This window comes from Arthrobacter sp. A5, from assembly GCF_051131705.1.
Taxonomy (GTDB): domain Bacteria; phylum Actinomycetota; class Actinomycetes; order Actinomycetales; family Micrococcaceae; genus Arthrobacter_M.
On the sequence record NZ_CP180316.1, the window covers coordinates 1,366,217 to 1,388,295 of the forward strand.

The window sequence follows — 22,079 nt, forward strand, 5'->3', positions numbered from 1 at the left end:
AGAAGCCGTCTGCTGCACAGCAGGACGAGCACCGAAGAGGCAAGCACCGAATAGACGAGCACCGAATGCAGGACACCGGACGGGGAGAGGAAGGAGGCGGGATGGCGCACGACGACGAACCCACGCCGCCCACCTCCGCCCGCCACGTACCAGTTCTGAAAGACCGTTGCCTTGACCTGTTGGCCCCCGCTTTTGAACTGGCCATCGCCGCAGGAAAAACCCCGGTGGCAGTCGACGCCACCTTGGGCATGGGCGGCCACAGCGAGGCGATGCTGCAGCGGTTTCCTTCGTTGCACCTGATCGGCATCGACAGGGACACTGAGGCGCTGGCACTGGCCGGGGAACGGCTGGCTCCCTTCGCGGCGCGGACCGATCTGGTCCACGCCGTTTACGACGAAATCGCCAACGTCGCCGCCGATCTCGGCTTCCGGGAAGTTCACGGGGTGCTCATGGACCTCGGCGTTTCCTCACTCCAGCTCGATGAGCGGGAGCGTGGCTTTGCCTATTCCTACGATGCGCCGCTGGACATGCGCATGGACACCAGCCGGGGGCAAACGGCCGCGGACGTGGTGAACACCTACAGCGAAGAAGACCTGTTGCGGGTGATCCGGAAATGGGGCGAAGAGAAATTTGCCGGTCGGATAGCCAACCGAATCGTCTCTGCCCGAGAAACGAAGCCGTTCGTCAGTACGGGAGAACTGGTCGAACAAATCCGCCAGGTGGTGCCCGCGGGCGCTGCGAGGACGGGCGGCCATCCGGCCAAGCGGACCTTCCAGGCGCTGCGCATCGAAGTTAATGAGGAACTCGAGGTGCTCGAAGCGGCGGTCCCGGCAGCCGTCGGTTCGCTGGCCATGCACGGTCGTTGCGTGATCATGTCCTATCACTCGTTGGAAGACAAGATCGTCAAGTCCGTGTTCGCCGCCGGCTCCAAATCATCGGCGCCCGTTGGCTTCCCGGTGGAGCTGGAGGAGCACAAACCGGATCTGAAGATGCTGACGCGGGGCACCGAAGTTCCCACCGCAGCGGAAATTTCCGAAAATCCCCGGGCCGCGTCAGCGCGGCTGCGGGCAGTTGAACGAGTTCGAATCAGGAGAGCAATATGAGCGCATCGGCCCAGGGGAATTTCCAGTCGATCATGGGAAATACGGCCCGTGCACTCACCAGTTTTGCCCCGGACGCGCGGCCGGCGCGCCAAGGCCGATCTCCGCTCTCGCTGGTTGTCAGTACCCCACGTAAACGCCGGGCACCCTTCGTGGTTTTCTGTTTCCTCGCCTTAGTGGCAGCGTTGGCCACCGTGCTGGTGCTGAACATCTCCGTTTCCAGCGGACAGTACCAGCTCGTGGAGCTTCGCGCAGCGCAGCTGGAACTGCAGAAGACGAACCAGGATCTGACACAGCAGGTCCAAAATGCGCAGGCTCCGCAGAATCTGGTGGCCAAGGCCGCAGAATTGGGAATGGTTACCTCCTCGTCCACGGGGCAGATTAACCTGGATACCATGGCTGTCACGGGTAAGCCGGCGGCGGCTGTCGCCGGGGACAAACCCCTGACGGTGATCGCTCCGCCGGCGGTCACCGGCCAGCAGGAGGAGTCGAAGAAGACGGGGGCTGCCGCTGCGCCGGCTGCGTCCGAACCGGTTGCGCCTGGCGGCCCGTCGAAGGCGGGGACGGCGGCGGCGGGGACGGCGGCGCGCCAGGTGGCCGCGCCACCGGCGCAGGATCTTAACGGCGGCACCATACCGGCGCCCAAGCAGAAGAACGGCTAGGGCAAACGGACGGCGCAGCGGACCGGCAGCAGTGCTGCAAGGGCTAGGCAATAAGGATTGGCAAGTGGCACAAAACACCGGCAGCGACCGCAAAAATACTAGGGCCTCCGGCAGCACCACGCGGAACAGAATCCGGCTTCGGGTGGGGCTGGGATTGGTTCTGGCGCTGCTGCTGATCATTTCCGGAAAGCTGTTTCTGATTCAGGGCCTGGACACCGGATCGATGGCCGAGGCCGCCATCAATCAGCGCACCGTGGTCTCAAAGCTGCCCGCAACGCGGGGCGAAATCGTGGACGCCAACGGCAAGGTGATGGCACAGAGCATCGTCCGGTACAACATCACGGTCTCACCGAAAAACAGCACCGCCGCCGATACCTTCGTCCGCAAGAACTCCGGCACCGGCAACGTCGATACGGTCACCCGGGATGAGGGGATCAAAGAACTGGCGGATGCCCTGAGCCTGAAGGAAGCGGACGTCCGTAAGACGGTCACCGGCAATTCCGACTTCGCCTATGTGTCCAAGGGCGTCACTGCGGCGGTGGAGTCCAAGGTGATGGACCTGCAGCTTCCGGGCATTTATTCCGAGGCAACGAGCGAGCGGACCTATCCGCTCGGCGCTGTAGGCGGCAGCATTGTGGGTTTCCTGGGCTCCGACGGCACGCCGCTGGCCGGAATCGAGCAGACGCTGAACTCCAAGCTGCAGGGCGCAGACGGCAGCCGAAAGTACCAGCGCGGGGCCAACGGCATTGTCATTCCCACCGCGCCGGAGGAAAACCAGCCCGCCGTCGACGGCGAGACCGTGAAGCTGACGATCAACAGCGACCTGCAGTACTTCGCGCAGCAGGCTATTTCCGATCAGGTCAAGAAGTTCAGCGCCCAATGGGGCAACATCGTGGTGGTGCAGGCTAAGACCGGCAAAATTGTCGCGATGGCCGAGGACTCCACCGTGGATCCGAACAATCCGGGAGCCACCGACGCGGCCAACCGGGGTGCCCGCTCGGTCACGGCGGCGATAGAACCCGGATCCACCGAAAAGACGGTCACCGCCGCGGCCACCATCCAGGAAGGCAAGGTCAGCCCGCTGTCGCATGTGCTGGTGCCGCCGACCTACACGGTCAACGGGGAGAATTTCGCTGACGCCTTTACCCATGGGACGGAACAGCGCACCTTCGCCGGGATCATCGGGGATTCGATGAACACCGGGACCGTGATGGTCGGTGAGCGGCTGAGCAAACAGCAGCGCTATGACTACCTGCACAACTTCGGCATCGGTCAGGCCACCGGGATCCCGTTGCCGGGTGAAAACGCCGGGATCCTGGCGCAGCCGGACTCGTGGGACGGCCGGCAGGAATTCACGGTGCTCTTCGGTCAGGGTGTCTCGCAGACGCCGCTGCAGACCGCGATGATCTACCAGACGATCGCCAATAACGGCGTTCGGTTTAAGCCGCAGCTGGTGGAGTCCTATATTGATCCGGACGGCACGGAACACAAGGTGGATGGGTCCGCCGGCACCGAGGTTGTCAGCCCGCAGAGCGCGCAGCAGGTCAAAGACATCCTGGAAAGTGTTGTCACCGCCGCGGACGCCAAGGACGTTTCGGTGCCCGGCTACCGGGTGGGCGGCAAGACCGGTACCGCCGAGGCCGTCAGGGACGACGGTGCCGGCTTTGAAGGGTACACGGCTTCCTTTGTCGGCATGGCGCCGATGGAGGACCCGCAGTATGTTGTGCTGGTAACGGTCCAGCGCCCGCAGGGTGACATTTACGGTATTTCCCAGGCCCCCGTGTTCAACTCCGTGATGGGTCAGGTCCTGCACAGCAACAACGTGCCGCCGTCCACCACACACTCTGTGGCTCTGCCGCAGAAATACTGAAGGTTTCGGAGCCGGATAAATGAGCACACATGAACCGCTGCCAGGCAGCGCCGGGTCCTCCCTGCGGCCCGCCCGGGTGAAGCCGGTGCCGCTTGCGGCGCTGGCGGAGCTCATCGGTGCGCGCGCCCAGGACTTCGGCGGCCTTGCGGTGACCGGCGCCAGCGTGGACTCCCGCGCGACTGAACAGGCGGACCTGTATCTGGCTCTGCCCGGAGCCCAGAGGCACGGGGCTGAGTTTGCCGGCCAGGCGCTGGCTGCGGGTGCCACGGCAATTGTGACGGATGACGACGGCGAACGCCGGCTGCGCCTGCTGCCCGGTGGCCCGGGCGTGCCGGTGCTCGTGGTGCCGGAGCCGCGCGCGATCGTTGGAGCGGTGGCGGCGCTCATCTACGGCACAGCGGACCCCGATGCCGCGCCGATGCCGCTGTACGGCGTGACCGGCACCAACGGAAAGACCACCACCACGTATTTCATCAATTCGCTGCTGCAGGCGCTGGGGGGCAGCACCGGACTGATCGGCACCATCGAGATTCTGGCCGGATCCGCGGCGATCCCCAGTCGGCTCACGACGCCGGAATCGACGGATGTGCACGCTCTGCTCGCCCTGATGCGTGAGCGCGGGCTGGACGCGGCGTCGATGGAAGTGTCGTCCCATGCACTGTCCTTCCACCGGGTGGACGGGGTCGTCTTCGACGTCGCCGGTTTCACGAACCTGACACAGGACCATCTGGATCTGCACGGCACCATGGACGCGTATTTCGCCACGAAGGCCGAACTATTCAGTCCCGACCATGCCCGCGCCGCCGTTATTACCGTCGACGACACCTGGGGCCGGCGCTTGGCGGAATCCTGCCGGATACCTGTCACCACCCTCTCCACTGGCGAAGTTGGCGCTACTGGCGAAGTTGGCGCTACTGGCGAAGTTGGCGCTACAGGCGAAGTGGGTACTACAGGCGAGGTGGCCGAAGCGGGCGAAGCGGGCACGACGGCCGAGGTAGGCGCCACGATCGAGGGGGGCGCCACGGGCGTGGCAGCGGCAGCCCATGGGGCCGCCGCTCCCGCCGCGGGCCACCGGGCCGATCCGACGCACTGGCAGGTCACGGCTGTCCGTCCGCGCGGGCTCGGCAGCTCTTTCGTGCTGCGCAGGGCGGATGGACGCACGCTGAACGTCTCGACCGGGCTGCCCGGTCGGTTCAACGTCGCCAATGCCGCCCTGGCAACGTTGATGGTGCTGCAGTTTCTGGGCCAGACGGGGCCGGCGGCGCTTCAGCGGGTGCAAGCCGCCTTGGACAGCCACGATCCGTTCACGGTGCAGGTGCCGGGCCGGATGCAGCTGGTGGGAAAATCGCCCGCGGCCATCGTGGATTTCGCGCACAATCCGGACGCCCTTAAGCGCGCCCTGCTGGCCGTGCGTTCGTCCGAACCTGGCTCGCGCGTGATCGTGGTCTTTGGCGCCACGGGGCAGCGAGATGCCGGCAAGCGCCCGAAGATGGGTGAAGTGGTGGCCCAGCTCGCGGATGTTGTGATTATCACTGATGATGACCCGCACGATGAGGACGAGGCGTCCATCCGCCGGGATCTTCTGGCCGGCGCCCGCCAGGCAAATGCGGAGCGGTCGCTGGGACGGGAGATCCTGGAGGTTTTTCCCCGCGCTGACGCCATTTTTCGGGCCGTGGAACTGGCCCGTCCGCAGGACACAATCCTGGTGGCCGGACGTGGTCATGAGGTCTGGCAGGAGGTCAAGGGGATCAACCTTGCCCTTGATGACAGAGTCGAACTCCGCCACGCCCTCCGCCGCTTCGGATTCACTCCCGAGCCCGTTCCCGGGATAGAGTCCTAGATCGAGATGATTGAACTGACAGCGGCACAGCTGGCCGCGCTAACCCACGGCCGCCTTACGTCCACCGCAGACCCAAAGCAGATGATCGGCCTTGGCCACATCGTCACCGATTCGCGGGCGGCGTTCCCAGGGTCCTTGTACGTTGCCAAACCGGGCGAATCCGCCGACGGACACGACTTCATTCCCGCCGCCGTTGCGGCCGGCGCGGTTCTGATGCTGGCCGAGCGGGAGATCCTGGATTCGGCCGGGCGCAGCTATCCGGCGGTGATCGTCCCGGACGCCGTGCTGGCGCTGGGGGCGCTGGCGGCCGAGGCGGTGCGGCTGATCCGCGCGGCCGGGACGCTGACGGTTGTCGGCATCACAGGTTCGGCGGGGAAAACCACCACCAAGGATCTGCTGGCGGGCATTTTGTCCCGGCTCGGTCCTACCGTGGCCCCGCAGGGCTCCTACAACGGCGAGATAGGCGTTCCGTTGACGGTCTTCATGGCCGACGAATCCACCCGGTACCTGATCATCGAAATGGGTGCCACCGGCATCGGCCACATCAGGTATCTTGCCTCCCTGGTGAAGCCGGACATCGGCGTCGTGCTGGGCGTCGGCACCGCGCACGCGGGCGAATTCGGCTCGGTGGAAAACACGGCCAAGGCCAAGGGCGAGTTGGTGGAAGCGCTCTCTTCCGACGGAACCGCCGTGCTGAACCGCGATGACGTCCGAGTCAGCGGCATGGCTGGGCGCACACCGGCCCGGATCGTCTTTTTTGGAGCCGGCAGCCCGGATACGGCCGGCGGCCACCCAATGGTACGGGCCTCGGAGCCCACGACCAATGCGCAGGGCCATCCCGAATTCATCCTGCACTTCAATGACGGCGCCGCGGGAGGCGGTGGCACTAACGATGGTGCTGTTGGCGAAAGTGCTGATGACTGTGGTGCCGCTTACGAGGGCGATGCAGCCACGGACACCGCCGGAAGGCCGGTCACGAGCGGACTGCTCGGGCTGCACCAAGTCACCAATTTGTTGGCCGCGGCCGCTGCCGCACGCGTTGCGGGTGCTCCGGCGGATCTCATTGCCGAGGCGCTGAACGGACAGAAGGCACAAAGCCGCTGGCGGATGGAACGTACCGTCCGACCGGACGGCGTGACCGTCATCAACGATGCCTACAACGCCAATCCGGAGTCCATGCGGGCGGCGCTGCGCACCCTGGCCGAGCTGGGACGCGGCGACGGCGGCGCGGAACACCGCACCTGGGCCGTGCTCGGCGCCATGCTGGAACTTGGCGCGGACTCGATCCACGAACACGATGCGATCGGACGCGTAGCGGTCCGATTGAACATCTCCCGGCTGGTGGTGGTGGGACAAGCAGCCCGCGCCATGCACGTCGCGGCGGTGATGGAGGGCTCCTGGGGGGACGAATCCGTATTCGTTGAAGATGCCGACGCGGCCTACGCGCTGCTGCGCCGGGAATTGAGCCCGGGGGACATCGTGCTCTTCAAATCCTCCAATGGCGCCGGACTGCGGTTTCTGGGCGATCGGATAGCATTACCAACTGACGGCACCGAGGGCGAAGGGACACGGAACCAATGATCGGACTGCTCATGGGCGCCGGCCTGGGCCTGGCCCTGGCCATGGTGGGAACGCCGCTCTTCATCAAGCTGCTGGTGAATAAGGGATACGGCCAGTTCATCCGCGATGACGGACCTACCTCGCACCACACCAAACGGGGCACGCCCACCATGGGTGGCGCCGTCGTCGTCGGCTCGGTGGTGTTCGCCTACCTGGTCACGCACCTGGTGCTCTGGCTGCTTGACCCCCGTTCGGCTGGTCCGAGCGTGTCCGGCTGGCTCATGCTTTTCTTGATGGTCGGCATGGGGCTGGTGGGCTTCCTGGATGACTTCATCAAGATTTCCAAACAGCGCAGTCTGGGGCTCGATGCCAAAGCAAAACTCATTCTGCAGGCGGCCGTGGGCGTGACGTTCGCCGTGCTGGCACTGAACTTCCCCAATGATCTGGGGCTGACGCCCGCCACCACCAAAATCTCCTTTGCCCGTGACATTCCAGGCCTGGATCTGGCGTTCGCAGGTGCCGGCGTCGGGGTAATCCTGTTCATTATCTGGTCCAATCTGATTGTCACCGCGGCCACGAACGGGGTGAACCTCACCGACGGCCTCGATGGTCTGGCGGCCGGTGCCTCGGTGATGGTCTTCGGCGCCTACACGCTGATGGGGATCTGGCAGGGCAACCAGGGGTGCGGTTCGCCGCGGGCGGTCTCCAGCACCATCTGCTACAGCGTTCGGGATCCGCTGGACCTGGCACTGCTGTCGGTCATCATCTTCGGGGCGCTGATCGGCTTCCTGTGGTGGAACACATCACCGGCCAAAATCTTCATGGGGGACACCGGCTCGCTGGCCATCGGTGGGGCCATAGCCGGCTTCGCCATCCTCTCGCGGACCCAAATCCTGCTGGCCATCATCGGCGGCCTGTTCGTGCTGATCACGGTCTCCGTCATCATTCAGGTGGGCTACTTCAAGCTCAGCGGCGGCAAACGTGTGTTCAAGATGGCACCGCTGCAGCATCACTTCGAGCTCAAGGGCTGGGCCGAGGTCACCGTCGTGGTCCGTTTCTGGATCCTCTGCGGGCTGATGGTGGCCGTGGGCCTGGGCGCCTTTTATGCCGAATGGATTGTCCAATTGTGAGCCGGTCAATTAACCCCAGCGACGATGTCCCCAAGGCTGATTTCCCCAATGCTGATCCGGACCGCCTGGCCGCGCTGACCAGCTGGGACGCGGACTGGTCCGGACTGCGCGTGGTGGTCACCGGCATCACGAAGACCGGTTTTTCCGCGGCGGACACGCTCGCCGAACTGGGCGCGCGGGTCGTGGTGGTCGCGGCGTCCGACGACGGCGAAGCCCGCCGGAACGCCGATACCCTGCGGATCGTCGGGGTCGCCGATGTTCTGCTGGGCGAGGAGACGTCAACCCGCCTGCCGCAGGTGGACGGCGAGCAGGCTGAGCTCGTTGTCACCACGCCGGGAATGCGCCCGTCTCATCCGCTGCTGGTCGCCGCGGCGGCCGCCGGGATCCCCGTCTGGGGGGACATCGAGCTGGCGTGGCGGGTCCGTATCCGCGCCGGGCGGAAGACGGCCGACTGGATCACGATCACCGGCACCAATGGCAAAACCACCACCACCACGATGGTGGAGCTCATGCTCCAGGCCGGCGGACTGCGGGCCATCGCCGCAGGGAACATCGGCACGCCGATACTGGACACCGTCCGCGAACCGGAGGGCTATGACGTCCTGGCCGTGGAGCTCTCCACCTTTCAGCTGCACTGGATCCATACCGTCTCCCCGGCGGCCAGCGTCTGCCTGAACCTGGCTGAGGACCATGTGGACTGGCACGGATCCTTTGCGGCCTATGCGGCGGATAAGGCGAAAATCTACGCGAACACCCGGCTCGCTTGTGTCTACAACGCGGAGCAGGACGAGACGGAGCGGATGGTGGAAGCGGCCGACGTCGTCGAGGGCTGCCGCGCGATCGGCTTCACCACCGGTATACCCGCCATCAGCATGGTCGGCGTCGTCGACGGACTGCTGGTGGACCGCGCCTTCATCGCCGAACGCAAGCATTCCGCCGTCGAACTGGCCAAGGTCTCGGACATCGCGGAGCTGGTGCCGCGGCACCTGGTGGCCAACGCACTCGCCGCCGCCGCGCTGGTCCGCGCCTACGGTCTCGAACCGGGCGCCATCCGGGACGGCCTGCACAGGTACGAGAGCGGAGAGCACCGCATCCAGCCGGTGGCCAGCGTCAACGGCGTGCTCTGGGTCAACGACTCCAAGGCCACCAACGCGCACGCGGCGGCGGCGTCCCTGTCGGCGTTCGATTCGGTGATCTGGATTGCCGGTGGGCTCTCCAAAGGCGTTAACTACGACGAGCTGATCCGCAGGCATGGCCACCGTCTCAAAGCCGTGATCCTGATTGGGGCGGACACTAGCGCACTGAGCGGTTCGCTGCGGCGACACGCGCCGGATGTGCCCGTGATCGAGACACGAACGGGCCAGACTGGAAATGTACAGACTGGAAATGTACAGACTGGAAAGGTACAGACTGGAAAGGTACAGACTGGAAAGGTACAGACGGCAGGAGACACTCAGCCCCCGGACACACAACCAGGTCGGGGAGGGCCGCCGCTTTCCGGCGAGACCGTGATGGCCCGGGCGGTGGCCTCTGCCGCCTCAATAGCCCTGCGGGGCGATACGGTGCTGATGGCTCCGGCCTCGGCATCGATGGATCAGTTCGCTTCCTACGCCCAGCGCGGGGAGGCGTTTATCAGCGCCGTCCGCGGGCTCGTGGAAGGGCAGGCGAAGGCCGGCAAGGAGTTTTAATGGTCAGCACGCCCGCTCGGCCGGCCCCCAAGGGCCGGGCCGGAGTTACCCCGAAGGGCCCGGCCGCCGGCGCCGCGCCACATGAAAGGTCCGCCGGCGCCAAGGTGCACGGCAGATCCGCCGGCGCCAAGGCGCACGGCAGGCCCGCCGGGGCCAACCCGTACGATAGGTCGACCGGCGCCCGCAGGGCCGGTCCCATTGCCGCAGGAGGCGCCGCAGGCAGCCATCCGGTGAAATCGGTTTCCCGGATCAGTAGGTTTTTCCGGGAGTTCTGGCCCAGGATCGAAGGCAGCAACCGGCCCAGCAATGGTTCCAGCTACTACCTCATCTTGGGTGCCACGCTCGCGCTGACCTGCATCGGCCTGCTGATGGTGCTCTCGGCCTCCGCCGCGGAATCCATTTCGCAGAATGTGCCCGCCTATGACCTCTTCCTGAAAGAGAGCATGTACGCCGGCATCGGCGTGATAGCGATGCTCATATTGTCCCGGCTGAGCATCGGCCGTCTGAAGAAACTGGCATGGCCGGCCGTCGGGCTGTCCCTTGTGCTGCTGGCGTTGGTGTTTAGTCCGATCGGAAAAGCGGTCGGCGGTAACCGCAACTGGATTGAAATCGGCGGCTTCAGCGCCCAGCCATCTGAAGCGGCGAAGCTGGCTCTCTCGCTCTGGATGGCGGCCGTCCTCGCCCGCAAGGAACCATTGCTGACGCAGGGGAAGCACATGGCCATCCCCGTGATCCCCGTCGCCGGTCTCGCGATCGGTCTGGTCCTGCTCGGCCACGACCTTGGCACGGCCGTGATTATGATGGGGATCGTTGCTGCCGGGCTCTACTTTGCCGGTGCCCGTGCACGCGTCTTCGTTCCGGCGGCCGTCATTGGCGCAATCGCCGCGGTGGTGATGGCGCTGACCAGCGGCAACAGGATCTCCCGGCTCTCCGGCTGGCAGGGTAACTGCAGCGACGGTAATGACCTCTGCTTCCAGGCGCAAAACGGCATCTATGCCTTGGCCTCGGGTGGCTGGTGGGGTGTCGGGCTGGGCCAGAGCCGGCAGAAATGGAACTGGATCCCGGAGGCGCACAACGACTTTATCTTCGCCATTATCGGTGAGGAACTGGGCCTGCTGGGAACAATGGTGCTCGTTGTGCTGTACGGCATCATCGCACTGGCCATCTTCCGCGTTATCGTCCGCCACAACGACCCGTTCATCCGCATTGTGTGCGGCTGCATCATGACCTGGATCATCGGCCAGGCCTTCGTCAACATCGCCATGGTCACCGGGCTGCTTCCGGTAATCGGCGTCCCCCTTCCGCTGATCTCCTACGGCGGCACGGCGCTGACACTGGTGCTGGCGGCCATCGGCGTCGTCTTGTCTTTTGCCCGCACTCATCCGGAAAGAGAAAAAGCTCCATCATGACTATTCCCGCTCGTCCGTCCGGCCCCGGCCGCACATCAGGCCCGCTATCCGTGGTGCTGGCCGGCGGCGGCTCGGCGGGGCACATCAGCCCTCTGCTGGCCATCGCCGCTGCCCTCCGCGCGGCCGATCCGGCGATCCGGCTGCTGGCCGTGGGAACGGCGGACGGGATGGAAAACAGGTTGGTCCCGGCGGCCGGACTTGAGCTCACCGTCATCGATCGTGTCCCGCTGCCGCGGAAGCCGTCCGCTGAGCTGCTCAGGCTGCCCGGCCGGCTGCTACGGGCAGTGCGGCAGTCCGCGCAGATCCTGGAGCGGGCCAATGCCACGGTCCTGGTGGGGGTCGGCGGATACGTCTGCAGCCCCATGTACCTGGCCGCCCGCCGGCGCGGCATCCCGATCGTCATTCATGAGGCCAACAGCAAGGCAGGGCTGGCCAACCGGCTCGGGGCCCGTTTCACGGAGTTCGTCGGCACCGCGTTCGCGCAGACCAGAATTAGGCGCGGCCAGCTGGTGGGCATGCCCATGCGGACCCAAATCTCCGCACTCGACCGCAGTGCTGCCCGGCAGACGGCCAGGGAAGCATTGGGACTGGACCCGGCGCTGGCGACGCTGATCGTCACGGGCGGATCACTCGGGGCACAGCGGATCAATGAGACCGTCGCGCGGTCGCTGCCGGCGCTGCTCGCCGCCGGTGTTCAGGTGCTGCACATCACCGGGCGGGGCAAGAAAGTTATGGCCGCCGACGGTACCCAACTTGCGGGGGAGCGGTACCGGCAGGTGGAATACGTCGACGCGATGGAACAGGCCTATGCTGCTGCCGATCTGTTGCTCTGCCGCGCCGGATCCGGCACGGTGTCCGAAGTCGCCGCGGTGGGGTTGCCGGCGGTGTTCGTTCCGCTTCCGGTCGGCAACGGCGAGCAGGCGCTCAACGCTGCCCCGCTGGTTTCCGCCGGCGGGGCACTGCTGGTCCGGGATGCCGATTTCAATCCGGAGTGGCTGCAGCGGGAAATTCTGCCGCTGCTGGCGGACCAGCGGCGGCTCGAACATATGGGCTTGCAGGCCCGGCGGTTGGGCATCCGCGATGCGGACGACCGGATGGCAGAGATGGTTAAGAAGGCGGCAGGACGATGACGGCAGCCTCAGTCAACATAGGCAGCGGAACCGACAACAGCGACAGTGTCAGCAGTGTTGCCCCCGGCAGCGCGGGCAGCCCCGGCAGCGCCGGCAGCCCCGGGACCGCCGCGGACGATGCGCTCACGACGCTGGGCCGCGTCCACTTCATCGGCATCGGCGGTGCCGGGATGTCAGCCATCGCGCGGATCATGCTGGCCCGCGGCGTTACGGTCAGTGGCTCCGATGCGATCGCGTCCACCGCGCTGGCTGACTTAGCAGCCCTCGGTGCCCGGGTGCACGTCGGGCAGGACAGCGGTTCCATCGGTGCAGTTGACACGGTCGTCGTGTCGTCCGCGATCCGCGGGTCCAACCCGGAACTTGCCGCCGCCCGGGCCGCCGGACTCCGCGTGCTGCACCGCTCCGAAGCCCTGGCCGCCGTAATGCAGGGCCACACCGTGGTGGCGGTGGCCGGGACCCACGGCAAAACGACCACCACCGCGATGATTGCCGTGCTGTTGCGCGGAGTCGGTCTGGACCCATCGTTTGCCATCGGCGGTACCGTCCCGGCGCTGGGCGTCAATGCAGCACACGGCACATCGGGCATCTTTGTCGCCGAGGCGGACGAGTCGGACGGCTCCTTCCTGAACTACCGGCCGACGATCGCCGTCGTCACCAACGCCGAGCCGGACCACCTGGACCACTACGGCAGCGCCGAGGCGGTCCACCGTGCCTTTGCCGATTTTGCCGCGCTGCTGCCGCCGGACGGGCTGCTGATCGCCTGCTCGGACGACGACGGCTCCCGGACGCTGGCGGAGCAGGCACGGGCCGCCGGAACGCGGGTGCTGCTCTACGGTCACGGCGGGACGGCGGATCTGCGGATTTCCAAGGAGATGGTCAGCCGCGGTACCGGCACCCAAGGCACGGTCACGGTGCGCCGACAGGGGCAGCTGTTGGAGCTGCCGCTGGCCCTGCAGGTCCCCGGCGTCCATAACGTGCGCAATGCCGTGGCCGCCTTGGCCGTGGCGTTGGAACTCGGCGTGGATCCGGCGGTGGCGGTGGCCGCGCTGAGGACCTTCTCCGGTGCCGCCCGGCGCTTTGAAGCCAAAGGGGAAGCGGCAGGGGTCCGCGTGTTCGACGACTACGCCCATCACCCGACGGAGGTTGACGCTGCCCTGGCCGCGGCCCGGGCTGTGGCGGGTGAGCACCAAGTTCACGTGCTCTTCCAGCCCCACCTTTATTCCCGCACCCGGGAGTTCGCCGCCGCGTTCAGCCGTGCGCTCTCAAGCGCGGACACCGTGGCGGTGCTGGACATCTATCCAGCCCGCGAAGATCCCATTCCCGGCGTCAGCAGCGAATTGATCACCGTGGGTCTGGACCGGCCCGGGGGACATTTTCCGGACGCGCAGGCCGCCGTCGCCGTCCTCACGGCGGCCGCGGCACCCGGCGACATTATCCTCACCATCGGCGCCGGCGACGTGACCCGATACGGGGCCGCCCTGGTCGCTGCCCTCGACGGCAAAACGGCCCCCGGGCGCAGCGGCTTGCCGACCCAGAACGCGTCGGACAGGGCGGACGGCACGCATGACGGGTAAACGCAAGCCTCCGGTGATCCGCACAGACCCGGCTAAGCCGGGTTCCGGCTTTCGCACGCGTTCCGACGTGCGGTCCGCGGCGGCGGATGACGGTCCGGCGCCGCACTCCGGCAAAGTCACCGCGTCAAAGATCGACACCGCAAAAAACGCCGTCCCCGACGACGGTGCGCTGGATCACCATGCGGACTCCACCCTCGATGACGGGGGCATGGAACGCGGCACTCTGGCAGGCGTGGGCCGGGAAGGCGGCGCCCTGGCAGCCGCAGGCCGAGAAGTCGGTGCTTTTATCGCGCCTGCTTCAACTGCCGCGCCTGCTTCAACTGCCAGGGCGGGTTCCGCCAAGGTTTCCGTCCTCGCGCTGCACACGGCGCCGGGCGCGCCGGAGCCGCTCACTGCAAGACTGGACAGCCCAAGATCGAACGATGTGGAATCGGGTCCGCCAGCTGTAAAAGGTCCGTCGGCCACGGTCCTTGCCTTTCCGGCGCCGCCGCGGAGGCGCCGCCGGCGCAATCTCTGGATCGCCGTCGTCGGCATTGCCGTTGTCGTCACTGCCGTGCTTGCCATCGCGATGTTCTCTCCGCTGCTGGCGCTGAAGACCATCACGGTCGACGGCAACAAGCTGGCCACGACCGGGGTCATTCAGGCAGCGCTGGCGCCGCTGGAAGACAAGCCGCTGCCGCAGATCGACCAAGCCCAAGTGGAACATCTGCTGGCGCCGCTTCAACAGGTCCGTTCCGTGTCCGTGGAAGCGAGGCCGCCGTCGTCCCTGCTGGTGCATGTGCTGGAACGTGAGCCGGTCGCGCTGCTCAAAACGGACCAGCAGTACATCATGGTTGACCCCGACGGCATACAGTTGGGCGGGACGGCGGATCCTGCCGCCGTGGCGCTGCCGCTGATCGACGGCGGCACCGCGGTCATCGGCAAGGAAACCTTCAAGGCCATGACCGGGGTGCTGGCTGCACTGCCGCAGACTGTGCTCGCTAAACTGGAGCATGCATCGGCTGGCTCGCCGGACGCCGTCGAACTGACGCTCAACGATGGGAAGACGATAATCTGGGGCAACGCCAGCGAGAAGGAGCTCAAGGCGAAGGTCCTGGAAGCGCTGCTGAATGCCCCCGCTCCGACGGCGGCGGTAGGAAAGCCTGCCCCGGCGGCGGTACAGGTTTACGACGTCAGCACGCCGCGGCACCCGGTGACGAGATAATCTTCACCGATTTATCCGACACGCCCACGGCGGTAATTGCATGCTGAACCGATGCCCAATAGCGTCACAGACAAGAGTTACTTGACATAACTATAACCTTCAAGTTGAAGGTTAGGCTCCCAAGCTTCACCAGCAATCCAAGCTTCACCAGCAGTACAGGCTTCGATCAGCAGCACAGACTCAACCAGTGGAGCCCCCGGGCGTCACTACTACGCCCTACCGGGCACACGAATTTTCAAACAGCACACGAACAAGGGACACGTAACGTGGCAGCACCCCAGAATTACCTGGCCGTCATCAAGGTCGTCGGCATCGGCGGCGGTGGCGTCAACGCAATCAACCGGATGATCGACGTTGGACTGCGCGGCGTTGAATTCATCGCCGTCAACACGGATGCGCAAGCCCTGTTGATGTCCGACGCCGACGTCAAGCTTGACATCGGACGTGAACTGACCCGCGGCCTGGGCGCCGGCGCCAACCCCGATGTTGGACGCCAGGCCGCCGAGGATCACGCGGACGAGCTCGAAGAGGTGCTGCGCGGGGCTGACATGGTCTTCGTGACCGCCGGTGAAGGCGGCGGAACCGGTACCGGCGGAGCGCCCGTGGTGGCCCGCATTGCCCGCTCGCTCGGCGCCTTGACCATCGGCGTTGTCACCCGTCCGTTCACCTTCGAGGGGCGCCGCCGGGCGACCAGCGCCGAGAACGGCATTGACGCACTCCGCGACGAGGTCGATACGCTCATTGTCATCCCCAATGACAGGCTGTTGTCCATCAGCGACCGCAACGTCTCGGTGCTGGATGCGTTCCGCTCGGCGGATCAGGTACTGCTCTCCGGCGTCCAGGGCATCACCGATCTGATTACCACCCCTGGCCTGATCAACCTTGACTTTGCGGACGTCAAGTCCGTCATGCAGGGTGCGGGGTCCGCCTTGATGGGCATCGGGTCCGCCCGTGGTGAGGACCGTGCCGTTAAGGCCGCGGAGCTTGCCATCGCCTCGCCGCTGCTGGAAGCGTCGATCGACGGCGCCCACGGCGTGCTGCTGTCCATCCAGGGTGGTTCGGATCTCGGGTTGTTCGAAATCAATGAGGCCGCGCGGCTGGTGCAGGAAGTGGCGCACCCGGAAGCGAATATCATTTTCGGTGCCGTCATTGACGATGCCCTCGGGGACGAGGCCCGCGTGACAGTGATCGCCGCTGGCTTCGACAATGTCGATGTCACCTCGGCCAAGGCCGAGCCGGCTGTTCCTGTGCAGCTCGCTCCCGCCGTTCCGCTGGCGGCACCTGTCGGAGTCCCGGCATCGGTTCCCTCCGCCGGGACCAACCACTGGGGCCAGCAGTCCAGCAGTCACGTCCCAGCGGACGCCGGCTTCGATGTGGATCTGCCGGCCATCGTTGAGCCGGACCTCTCCGGACACCGGATGGATGACCTGGATGTTCCCGATTTCCTGAAGTAGTCCGGCCCCGAGGGCAGTTTCAATCGACGGAAGGTCAGGTGGCCGTGTTCTGGTGGCACCATGAAGTCAGTCCGGGAATCCGGGTGGGATTCACGGACACCGGTGCAGGTAACCTGGCCTTTCACGTTGGCGGAGACGCCGACGACGTGAGGCTGAACCGCGCTGGGCTGCAGCTCGAGTTGGGGCCGGGAGCAGGGCCGCTGAGGTTCATGAACCAGGTGCACGGCTGTGCGGTGGTGCAGGTGTCAGCGGTGGACGCGGGCCCGACGGCGGACGCCATGGTCTCCACCGACGCCTCGCTTGCCGTGCTGGTGGCCGACTGCGTCCCCGTGGTGCTGCTGGGGGAGTCGGCGGCGGGGAGGCCGGTGCTGGCGGTCTCGCATGCCGGCAGGCCCGGCGTAGCCTCGCAGGTGGTGCCGAAGACCGTGGAGGCCATGCGCAGCCGCGGTGCGGTGCGGATCCGTGCCTGGCTGGGACCGTCCGTCTGCGGAGCCTGCTATGAGGTGCCCGCCCGGCTGCGTGATGAAGTAGCGGCGGTTGAGCCTTCCACGTTCGCGACGACGAGTTGGGGAACGCCTGCCTTGGATCTGCCGGCCGGAGTATTGAGCCAACTGTCCGCTGCCGGTGTTGAAGTGGCTGGAATGGAATCAGTCGGAGCTGGAAGGGAAACACCCCGAGCCGGAGTGAAAATAGCCGGAGTTGAAGCTGCCGGAGGCAACACGCGTCGTCTTGGGGCGTGCACGATGGAACAGCCGGGCCTGTTCTCGCACCGCCGGGACGCGGCTCATAACCGCCCGCAGGGCCGATTTGCAGGAGTCATTTATGTCACCGAATGAGGGTGCGCGGGAGCCCGACGGGGATGACCGCCTGATTCAGCTGAGCGCAAATCTTGCCGCGGTGCGCCAGCGGATTGCCGACGCCGTCCGGCTGCGGCCGGCGGCCTGGGGCGAGCCGAAGCTGATCGTTGTCACGAAATTCCATCCTGCCTCCGATGTCCTCCTGCTGGCCGGGCTGGGCGTAAGGGACCTCGGCGAGAACCGGGACCAGGAAGCGGCCGGCAAATCGGCCAACGTAGCGCAGCACCGGGAATCCGCCTCGCTGCGGTGGCATTTCATCGGTCAGCTGCAGACCAACAAAGCGAAATCGGTGGCTGGTTATGCCCATGCCGTCCACTCCGTGGCCCGGCCCGGCCTCATCCGAGCCCTGAGCGCGGCCATGACCGCGGAGCAGCAGCGCAGCAACCGGGCGGACCTGCTCTGTTTCATCCAGCTGAACCTGGACCCCGCACTGTCAACACCGGCGGGAGTGGAGGGCTACGGGGCAGCAGGGTCGCGCGGAGGTGCCCTCCCGGCCCAGGCATTGGAGCTGGCGGAGCTGATCGAGGCCGCCCCCGGGCTGCGGCTGGCCGGCGTGATGGCGGTGGCCCCCTTAGGTGGTGACGCGGGCGAAGCCTTCGCGCGGCTCCAACAGACGTCGGCCGCCGTCGTCGACCGCTTCCCGCATGCCACCGCAATCTCGGCCGGAATGAGCCAGGACCTGGAACCTGCTCTTGCTGCCGGTGCGACACACCTGCGTGTCGGATCGGATGTCCTCGGTCCGCGCCCGGCGTTACGGTAGCGTCGGAGCAGTGGGAGACCAGCACGGCAGAGGAGTTGTCCTATGCCGGAGGACACCACAGAGACCAGCAGTCACAAGACCTATGAGGAGCAACCATGGCCGGCGCGCTGCGCAAGACAATGATCTATCTTGGGCTTGCCGATGGTGACGAGCACTACGAGGCTGAGCACCCTCAGTCTGGACACAAGAATGAGGATTATTCAGTGGACTATGACCGCGATGCCCCCAGCCGCGTGGAGGCCGTTCCCGTGCCGGTCGCGGCCAAGGTGACGGACGATGAGTACCGGGCGCCGGTGACTCCGATCAAGCGCGCCGCATCAAGCCGCGAGACGGTGTCCGGGCTGAGGCAGATCACCACCGTGCACCCGCGTTCCTACAATGACGCCAAAGTCATCGGCGAAAGCTTCCGCGATGGCATTCCCGTCATCATGAACGTTACGGATATGGGAGAGGCCGACGCCAAGCGGCTGGTCGACTTCTCAGCGGGTCTCGTTTTCGGCCTGCACGGCAGCATCGAGCGTGTGACCAACAAAGTCTTCCTGCTGTCCCCCTCCTACATTGAGGTTCTGGGCGACGACAAGAAGGCGTCTGACACGCAGGCGAGTTTCTTCAACCAGAGCTGATGATGAAAGGCCCGGCCAACCGCCCGGGCCTTTTCCATCCAAGGGCGGTATTGTTGAGTTCTCCTCCGACTGACTTCGTATAAGGATCGTGTCTCCCGGCGTGACAATAGTGTTCGCTTTGCTGTATCTGCTGCTGCTGCTGTTCTTTCTTGCCCTCATGGTCCGGCTGGTCTTCGACTGGGTGCAGATGTTCGCCCGTGACTGGCGGCCAAAATCACTGGCTTTGGTGGCCGCCTCCGGTGTCTACTCGGTGACTGACCCGCCGCTGAGGCTGCTCCGGCGGTTGATCCCGCCCCTGCAGCTCGGCAGCGTGTCGTTGGATCTGGGCTTTCTGCTCCTGCTGATCCTCGTGGGGATTGCAATGTCCATCACTCAGGCGTTCGCTTTATAGCGCCGCAATACCGCTCGCCGGGGGCATTAGCCGGCAAGGTTCGGCCGAGGTTAGTCCCCGGTCGAGAAAAGTTATACTGTAAATTCGACATACCCTGAACTGTGGATCTTCAGATCCGTATCAGGTACCGCAGTCCAGAGCGCTCCCGGGCGGTCTGGACTAACTTAAACCAACGAGGTGACTGGATGGCGCTCACGCCAGAAGATGTTGTCAACAAGCGGTTTCAGCCGACGAAATTCCGTGAAGGCTACGACCAGGACGAAGTCGACGACTTTCTTGACGAAATCGTGGTCGAGCTCCGTCGGCTGACCCAAGAGAACGAGGAGCTTCGCAAGAAGCTTTCGTCCCAGCCCGCAAACTCCGCTTCGGCCGCCTCCGTGCCGGCGCCGATTGTTGAAAAGGTACCGACCGGGGACGACAAGCACAGCGGCGCCAAGCCTGATGGTAGGGATTCCAAGGCCACCGGCGTCAAGGTCGCCGATTCCAAGGTCGCTGACTCCAAAAACACCGACTCCAAGGACGCCGAGGGCAAGGACGGCACTGCGTCCAAGACCGATGCTGCTTCCACGAGCGCCGTCCCGCTGACCGCGGCCAAGACAGCCGATTCTCCGCACGCTCCGGAACCGGCCCCCGCGGCAGCCAATGCCGCCGGCATTGATTCCGCGGCTGGAGTCCTGGCCATGGCACAGCGTCTGCATGATGAGTACGTCAATGCCGGCGTTGAGCAGCGCGACAAGATCATTGCCGAAGCCCAGGTGGAAGCCAGCACGCTGGTCAACGACGCCCAGGAAAAGAGCCGCAAGACTCTTGGCGCGCTGGAACAGCAGCGCTCCGTCCTCGAGCGCAAGGTTGAGCAGCTCCGCGGTTTCGAGCGGGACTACCGCGCCCGGCTGAAGACCTACATCGAGGGTCAGTTGCGCGATCTGGATGCGCGGGGATCCGTCGTCGCCGCGGATGCGGCGGACGGAAACTCGAACTCCTGACACACGTGATGGGAGCCGGTGGCTGGGGATATCCTCGGCCACCGGTTTTTGACGTTAAGGCCAGCGCAACCACTGCCTGATGCAACCACTGCCTGATACAACCACTGCGTGATACAACGAAAGCACTATGAGCGACGAACCAACCCGCGGCCCTGCCGCATCAGAATCATCCCGGCGCCGTCCCGTCCCTCCTGTTCCCGGGACTGGTCTTCGCGGACCCGGCCTTCCCGGACGGCGCCGCGTGTCCCTGCTGCTGACGCTTGCCGGATTTGCCGTGCTGGCGTATGTGCTGGACCAGCTGACCAAATGGTGGGTCTCCAGCACCATGACGGATGGCCAGATTACGCCGGTGCTCCCGCAGCTGCTGAGCTGGCATTACATCCGCAATTCCGGAGCGGCCTTCTCAATCGGTGAAAACGTCACCTGGCTGTTCACCATAGTGATGGCGGTGGTGGCGATCGGCATCGTGGTGCAGGCGCGTAAGCTGGGCTCCGTCTGGTGGTCGGTGGCCATGGGCATGCTGCTCGGTGGCGCGCTGGGAAATCTGACCGACCGGCTGTTCCGTGAACCGTCCTTTGGCATGGGACACGTGGTTGATTTCATTGCCCTGCCCAACTTCGCGATCTTCAATATCGCCGATTCCTCCGTTGTCGGCTCGGTGATACTGATCTGCATTCTGACGCTGAAAGGAATCCCGTTCGGCGGAAGAGCCGCCCCGGCGCAACCCGCCGAAGAGGGGCCGGCGGCAGCCGGAACAGAGGGAAAGGATGTCTGAGCAGGTGGAAGTGCCGGCCGACCTCGCCGGCGAACGGGTGGATTCGGCCCTGGCGCTCCTGCTGGGCATCTCGCGTTCCTCGGCGGCGCTGCTGTGTGCCGAAGGCAATGTCCTGTTCAACGGCACGGCGCTGGCCAAGGCGGACAAACTGCGCGCAGGTACCCGGCTTGACGTGACCATCCCGGTGCGGCGGGACCTGCTGGCCGTCGTCGTCGAGCCGGTGCAAGATCTGAAGATCCTGCTGGACGACGAGTCGTTTGTCGTGATCGAGAAGCCCGTCGGCGTCGCCGCGCACCCCTCGCCGGGCTGGGTCGGCCCGACGGTCGTCGGCGCGCTGGCCGCTGCCGGCTACCGTATCTCAACCTCCGGCGCCCCGGAGCGTGCCGGGATCGTGCATCGGCTGGACGTCGGCACGTCCGGGGTCATGGTGGTCGCCAAGACCGAACACGCCTATTCGCTGCTCAAGCGCGCCTTCAAGGAGCGGACCGTGGAGAAGGTCTACCACGCCGTGGTGCAGGGCCTGCCGGATCCGCTGCGCGGCACCATCGATGCGCCAACCGGTCGCCATCCCGGCCACGACTGGCGGTTCGCCGTGATCGAAGGCGGTCGCCCGTCCGTGACGCACTATGAGGTTCTGGAAGCCTTCGGCCGCGCCGCCCTGGTCGAGGTCCACCTGGAAACCGGCCGCACGCACCAGATCCGCGTCCATTTTTCCGCCCTGCACCACCCCTGCGCCGGGGATCTGACCTATGGCGCGGACCCGAAATTCGCGGCGGAGCTGGGGTTGACGCGGCAGTGGCTGCATGCGCGTCAGCTGGGCTTCAGCCATCCCCGCACCGGCGAATGGGTTGAGGTTGTCAGCGAGTATCCGGAGGATCTTTCCTACGCCCTGACGGCGCTCCAGTCGGGCCTGCCCTAGGTCTGTTGTTTTAGGTCTCGTGGGTTCCAGCACGGGCCGACGCACCAGGTATGGACGGAGCCCGCTGCTGCAGCGGCGGCGCTGGTCCGCAGCTGGTGCCGGGACGCCCAGCGCAGACCTGCGAGTCGACGGCGCGGGTTCCCCGCGGAG

The 22,079-nt window shown here is 65.7% G+C and carries 19 protein-coding genes; all 19 read left to right on the forward strand.

Translation table 11 applies throughout. The features are described 5' to 3' along the window. The first annotated feature begins 65 nt into the window (after positions 1 to 65). The 19 genes from rsmH to ACLLJI_RS06305 all read left to right on the forward strand — a co-directional run bounded on the left by rsmH (position 66) and on the right by ACLLJI_RS06305 (position 21,929). Positions 66 to 1,103, forward strand: coding sequence for a 16S rRNA (cytosine(1402)-N(4))-methyltransferase RsmH (gene rsmH, locus ACLLJI_RS06215; RefSeq protein WP_434619191.1), 1,038 nt, complete (start codon positions 66 to 68; stop codon positions 1,101 to 1,103). Beyond that, positions 1,100 to 1,762: a hypothetical protein gene (locus ACLLJI_RS06220; protein ID WP_434619194.1), complete on the forward strand. Its 663-nt coding sequence runs from the start codon at positions 1,100 to 1,102 to the stop codon at positions 1,760 to 1,762. Before rsmH ends, ACLLJI_RS06220 begins: the two co-directional genes overlap by 4 nt. A 64-nt stretch (positions 1,763 to 1,826) precedes the next feature. Beyond that, the gene (locus ACLLJI_RS06225; protein WP_434619197.1) at positions 1,827 to 3,632 is read left to right on the forward strand and encodes a peptidoglycan D,D-transpeptidase FtsI family protein; all 1,806 of its coding nucleotides are present in this window, start codon (positions 1,827 to 1,829) and stop codon (positions 3,630 to 3,632) included. A 19-nt stretch (positions 3,633 to 3,651) separates the two neighbouring features. Then, complete coding sequence (locus ACLLJI_RS06230; protein WP_434619200.1) at positions 3,652 to 5,472, forward strand: Mur ligase family protein; 1,821 nt, start codon at positions 3,652 to 3,654, stop codon at positions 5,470 to 5,472. Positions 5,473 to 5,478: 6 nt separating this feature from the next. Beyond that, on the forward strand, positions 5,479 to 7,053 hold the full coding sequence (locus tag ACLLJI_RS06235; protein ID WP_434619203.1) for a UDP-N-acetylmuramoyl-tripeptide--D-alanyl-D-alanine ligase: 1,575 nt from the start codon (positions 5,479 to 5,481) through the stop codon (positions 7,051 to 7,053). Next, positions 7,050 to 8,162, forward strand: coding sequence for a phospho-N-acetylmuramoyl-pentapeptide-transferase (gene mraY, locus ACLLJI_RS06240; protein WP_434619206.1), 1,113 nt, complete (start codon positions 7,050 to 7,052; stop codon positions 8,160 to 8,162). The genes ACLLJI_RS06235 and mraY overlap by 4 nt, the downstream gene beginning before the upstream one ends. An 8-nt stretch (positions 8,163 to 8,170) precedes the next feature. Continuing rightward, a complete protein-coding gene (gene murD, locus ACLLJI_RS06245) occupies positions 8,171 to 9,850 on the forward strand; it encodes a UDP-N-acetylmuramoyl-L-alanine--D-glutamate ligase (protein ID WP_434621289.1) in 1,680 nt (559 codons plus the stop codon). Beyond that, positions 9,850 to 11,259, forward strand: a complete 1,410-nt coding sequence (ftsW, locus tag ACLLJI_RS06250; RefSeq protein WP_434619209.1) for a putative lipid II flippase FtsW — start codon at positions 9,850 to 9,852, stop codon at positions 11,257 to 11,259. The genes murD and ftsW overlap by 1 nt, the downstream gene beginning before the upstream one ends. After that, positions 11,256 to 12,389 (forward strand): undecaprenyldiphospho-muramoylpentapeptide beta-N-acetylglucosaminyltransferase, encoded by a 1,134-nt coding sequence (murG, locus tag ACLLJI_RS06255; protein ID WP_434619212.1) that lies wholly within the window; start codon positions 11,256 to 11,258, stop codon positions 12,387 to 12,389. The genes ftsW and murG overlap by 4 nt, the downstream gene beginning before the upstream one ends. Positions 12,390 to 12,559: 170 nt before the next feature. After that, positions 12,560 to 13,963: a UDP-N-acetylmuramate--L-alanine ligase gene (gene murC, locus ACLLJI_RS06260; protein ID WP_434621292.1), complete on the forward strand. Its 1,404-nt coding sequence runs from the start codon at positions 12,560 to 12,562 to the stop codon at positions 13,961 to 13,963. Continuing rightward, positions 13,953 to 15,167 carry a cell division protein FtsQ/DivIB gene (locus tag ACLLJI_RS06265; RefSeq protein ID WP_434619215.1) on the forward strand — a complete coding sequence of 405 codons (1,215 nt, stop codon included), beginning with the start codon at positions 13,953 to 13,955 and terminating at the stop codon, positions 15,165 to 15,167. Before murC ends, ACLLJI_RS06265 begins: the two co-directional genes overlap by 11 nt. A gap of 266 nt (positions 15,168 to 15,433) precedes the next feature. Beyond that, the gene (gene ftsZ / locus ACLLJI_RS06270; protein WP_283560782.1) at positions 15,434 to 16,621 is read left to right on the forward strand and encodes a cell division protein FtsZ; all 1,188 of its coding nucleotides are present in this window, start codon (positions 15,434 to 15,436) and stop codon (positions 16,619 to 16,621) included. Positions 16,622 to 16,665: 44 nt separating this feature from the next. Then, on the forward strand, positions 16,666 to 17,457 hold the full coding sequence (locus ACLLJI_RS06275) for a polyphenol oxidase family protein (RefSeq protein WP_434621295.1): 792 nt from the start codon (positions 16,666 to 16,668) through the stop codon (positions 17,455 to 17,457). Then, positions 17,444 to 18,238 carry a YggS family pyridoxal phosphate enzyme gene (locus ACLLJI_RS06280; RefSeq protein ID WP_434619219.1) on the forward strand — a complete coding sequence of 265 codons (795 nt, stop codon included), beginning with the start codon at positions 17,444 to 17,446 and terminating at the stop codon, positions 18,236 to 18,238. Before ACLLJI_RS06275 ends, ACLLJI_RS06280 begins: the two co-directional genes overlap by 14 nt. Before the next feature lie 95 nt (positions 18,239 to 18,333). Continuing rightward, a complete protein-coding gene (locus ACLLJI_RS06285; RefSeq protein WP_283560780.1) occupies positions 18,334 to 18,861 on the forward strand; it encodes a cell division protein SepF in 528 nt (175 codons plus the stop codon). Between the two features lie 100 nt (positions 18,862 to 18,961). Then, positions 18,962 to 19,252 (forward strand): YggT family protein, encoded by a 291-nt coding sequence (locus ACLLJI_RS06290; RefSeq protein WP_283560779.1) that lies wholly within the window; start codon positions 18,962 to 18,964, stop codon positions 19,250 to 19,252. Positions 19,253 to 19,437: 185 nt separating this feature from the next. Then, complete coding sequence (locus ACLLJI_RS06295; protein ID WP_434619224.1) at positions 19,438 to 20,235, forward strand: DivIVA domain-containing protein; 798 nt, start codon at positions 19,438 to 19,440, stop codon at positions 20,233 to 20,235. A 127-nt stretch (positions 20,236 to 20,362) separates the two neighbouring features. Beyond that, complete coding sequence (lspA, locus tag ACLLJI_RS06300; RefSeq protein ID WP_434619227.1) at positions 20,363 to 21,010, forward strand: signal peptidase II; 648 nt, start codon at positions 20,363 to 20,365, stop codon at positions 21,008 to 21,010. Beyond that, entirely contained in the window at positions 21,003 to 21,929 is a 927-nt protein-coding gene (locus ACLLJI_RS06305; RefSeq protein ID WP_434619230.1) for an RluA family pseudouridine synthase, read from the forward strand. The genes lspA and ACLLJI_RS06305 overlap by 8 nt, the downstream gene beginning before the upstream one ends. Positions 21,930 to 22,079: the final 150 nt, after the last annotated feature.

Excerpts from the sequence above, each read along its gene's own strand:
- rsmH (WP_434619191.1), top strand. The coding sequence starts at position 66 with ATGCAGGACACCGGACGGGGAGAGGAAGGAGGCGGGATGGCGCACGAC.
- murG (WP_434619212.1), top strand. The coding sequence starts at position 11,256 with ATGACTATTCCCGCTCGTCCGTCCGGCCCCGGCCGCACATCAGGCCCG.
- ACLLJI_RS06280 (WP_434619219.1), top strand. The coding sequence starts at position 17,444 with ATGTCACCGAATGAGGGTGCGCGGGAGCCCGACGGGGATGACCGCCTG.
- ACLLJI_RS06230 (WP_434619200.1), top strand. The coding sequence starts at position 3,652 with ATGAGCACACATGAACCGCTGCCAGGCAGCGCCGGGTCCTCCCTGCGG.
- ACLLJI_RS06285 (WP_283560780.1), top strand. The coding sequence starts at position 18,334 with ATGGCCGGCGCGCTGCGCAAGACAATGATCTATCTTGGGCTTGCCGAT.
- ACLLJI_RS06235 (WP_434619203.1), top strand. The coding sequence starts at position 5,479 with ATGATTGAACTGACAGCGGCACAGCTGGCCGCGCTAACCCACGGCCGC.
- murC (WP_434621292.1), top strand. The coding sequence starts at position 12,560 with ATGTCAGCCATCGCGCGGATCATGCTGGCCCGCGGCGTTACGGTCAGT.
- ACLLJI_RS06305 (WP_434619230.1), top strand. The coding sequence starts at position 21,003 with ATGTCTGAGCAGGTGGAAGTGCCGGCCGACCTCGCCGGCGAACGGGTG.
- mraY (WP_434619206.1), top strand. The coding sequence starts at position 7,050 with ATGATCGGACTGCTCATGGGCGCCGGCCTGGGCCTGGCCCTGGCCATG.
- lspA (WP_434619227.1), top strand. The coding sequence starts at position 20,363 with ATGAGCGACGAACCAACCCGCGGCCCTGCCGCATCAGAATCATCCCGG.
- ACLLJI_RS06295 (WP_434619224.1), top strand. The coding sequence starts at position 19,438 with ATGGCGCTCACGCCAGAAGATGTTGTCAACAAGCGGTTTCAGCCGACG.
- ACLLJI_RS06220 (WP_434619194.1), top strand. The coding sequence starts at position 1,100 with ATGAGCGCATCGGCCCAGGGGAATTTCCAGTCGATCATGGGAAATACG.
- ftsW (WP_434619209.1), top strand. The coding sequence starts at position 9,850 with ATGGTCAGCACGCCCGCTCGGCCGGCCCCCAAGGGCCGGGCCGGAGTT.
- ACLLJI_RS06265 (WP_434619215.1), top strand. The coding sequence starts at position 13,953 with ATGACGGGTAAACGCAAGCCTCCGGTGATCCGCACAGACCCGGCTAAG.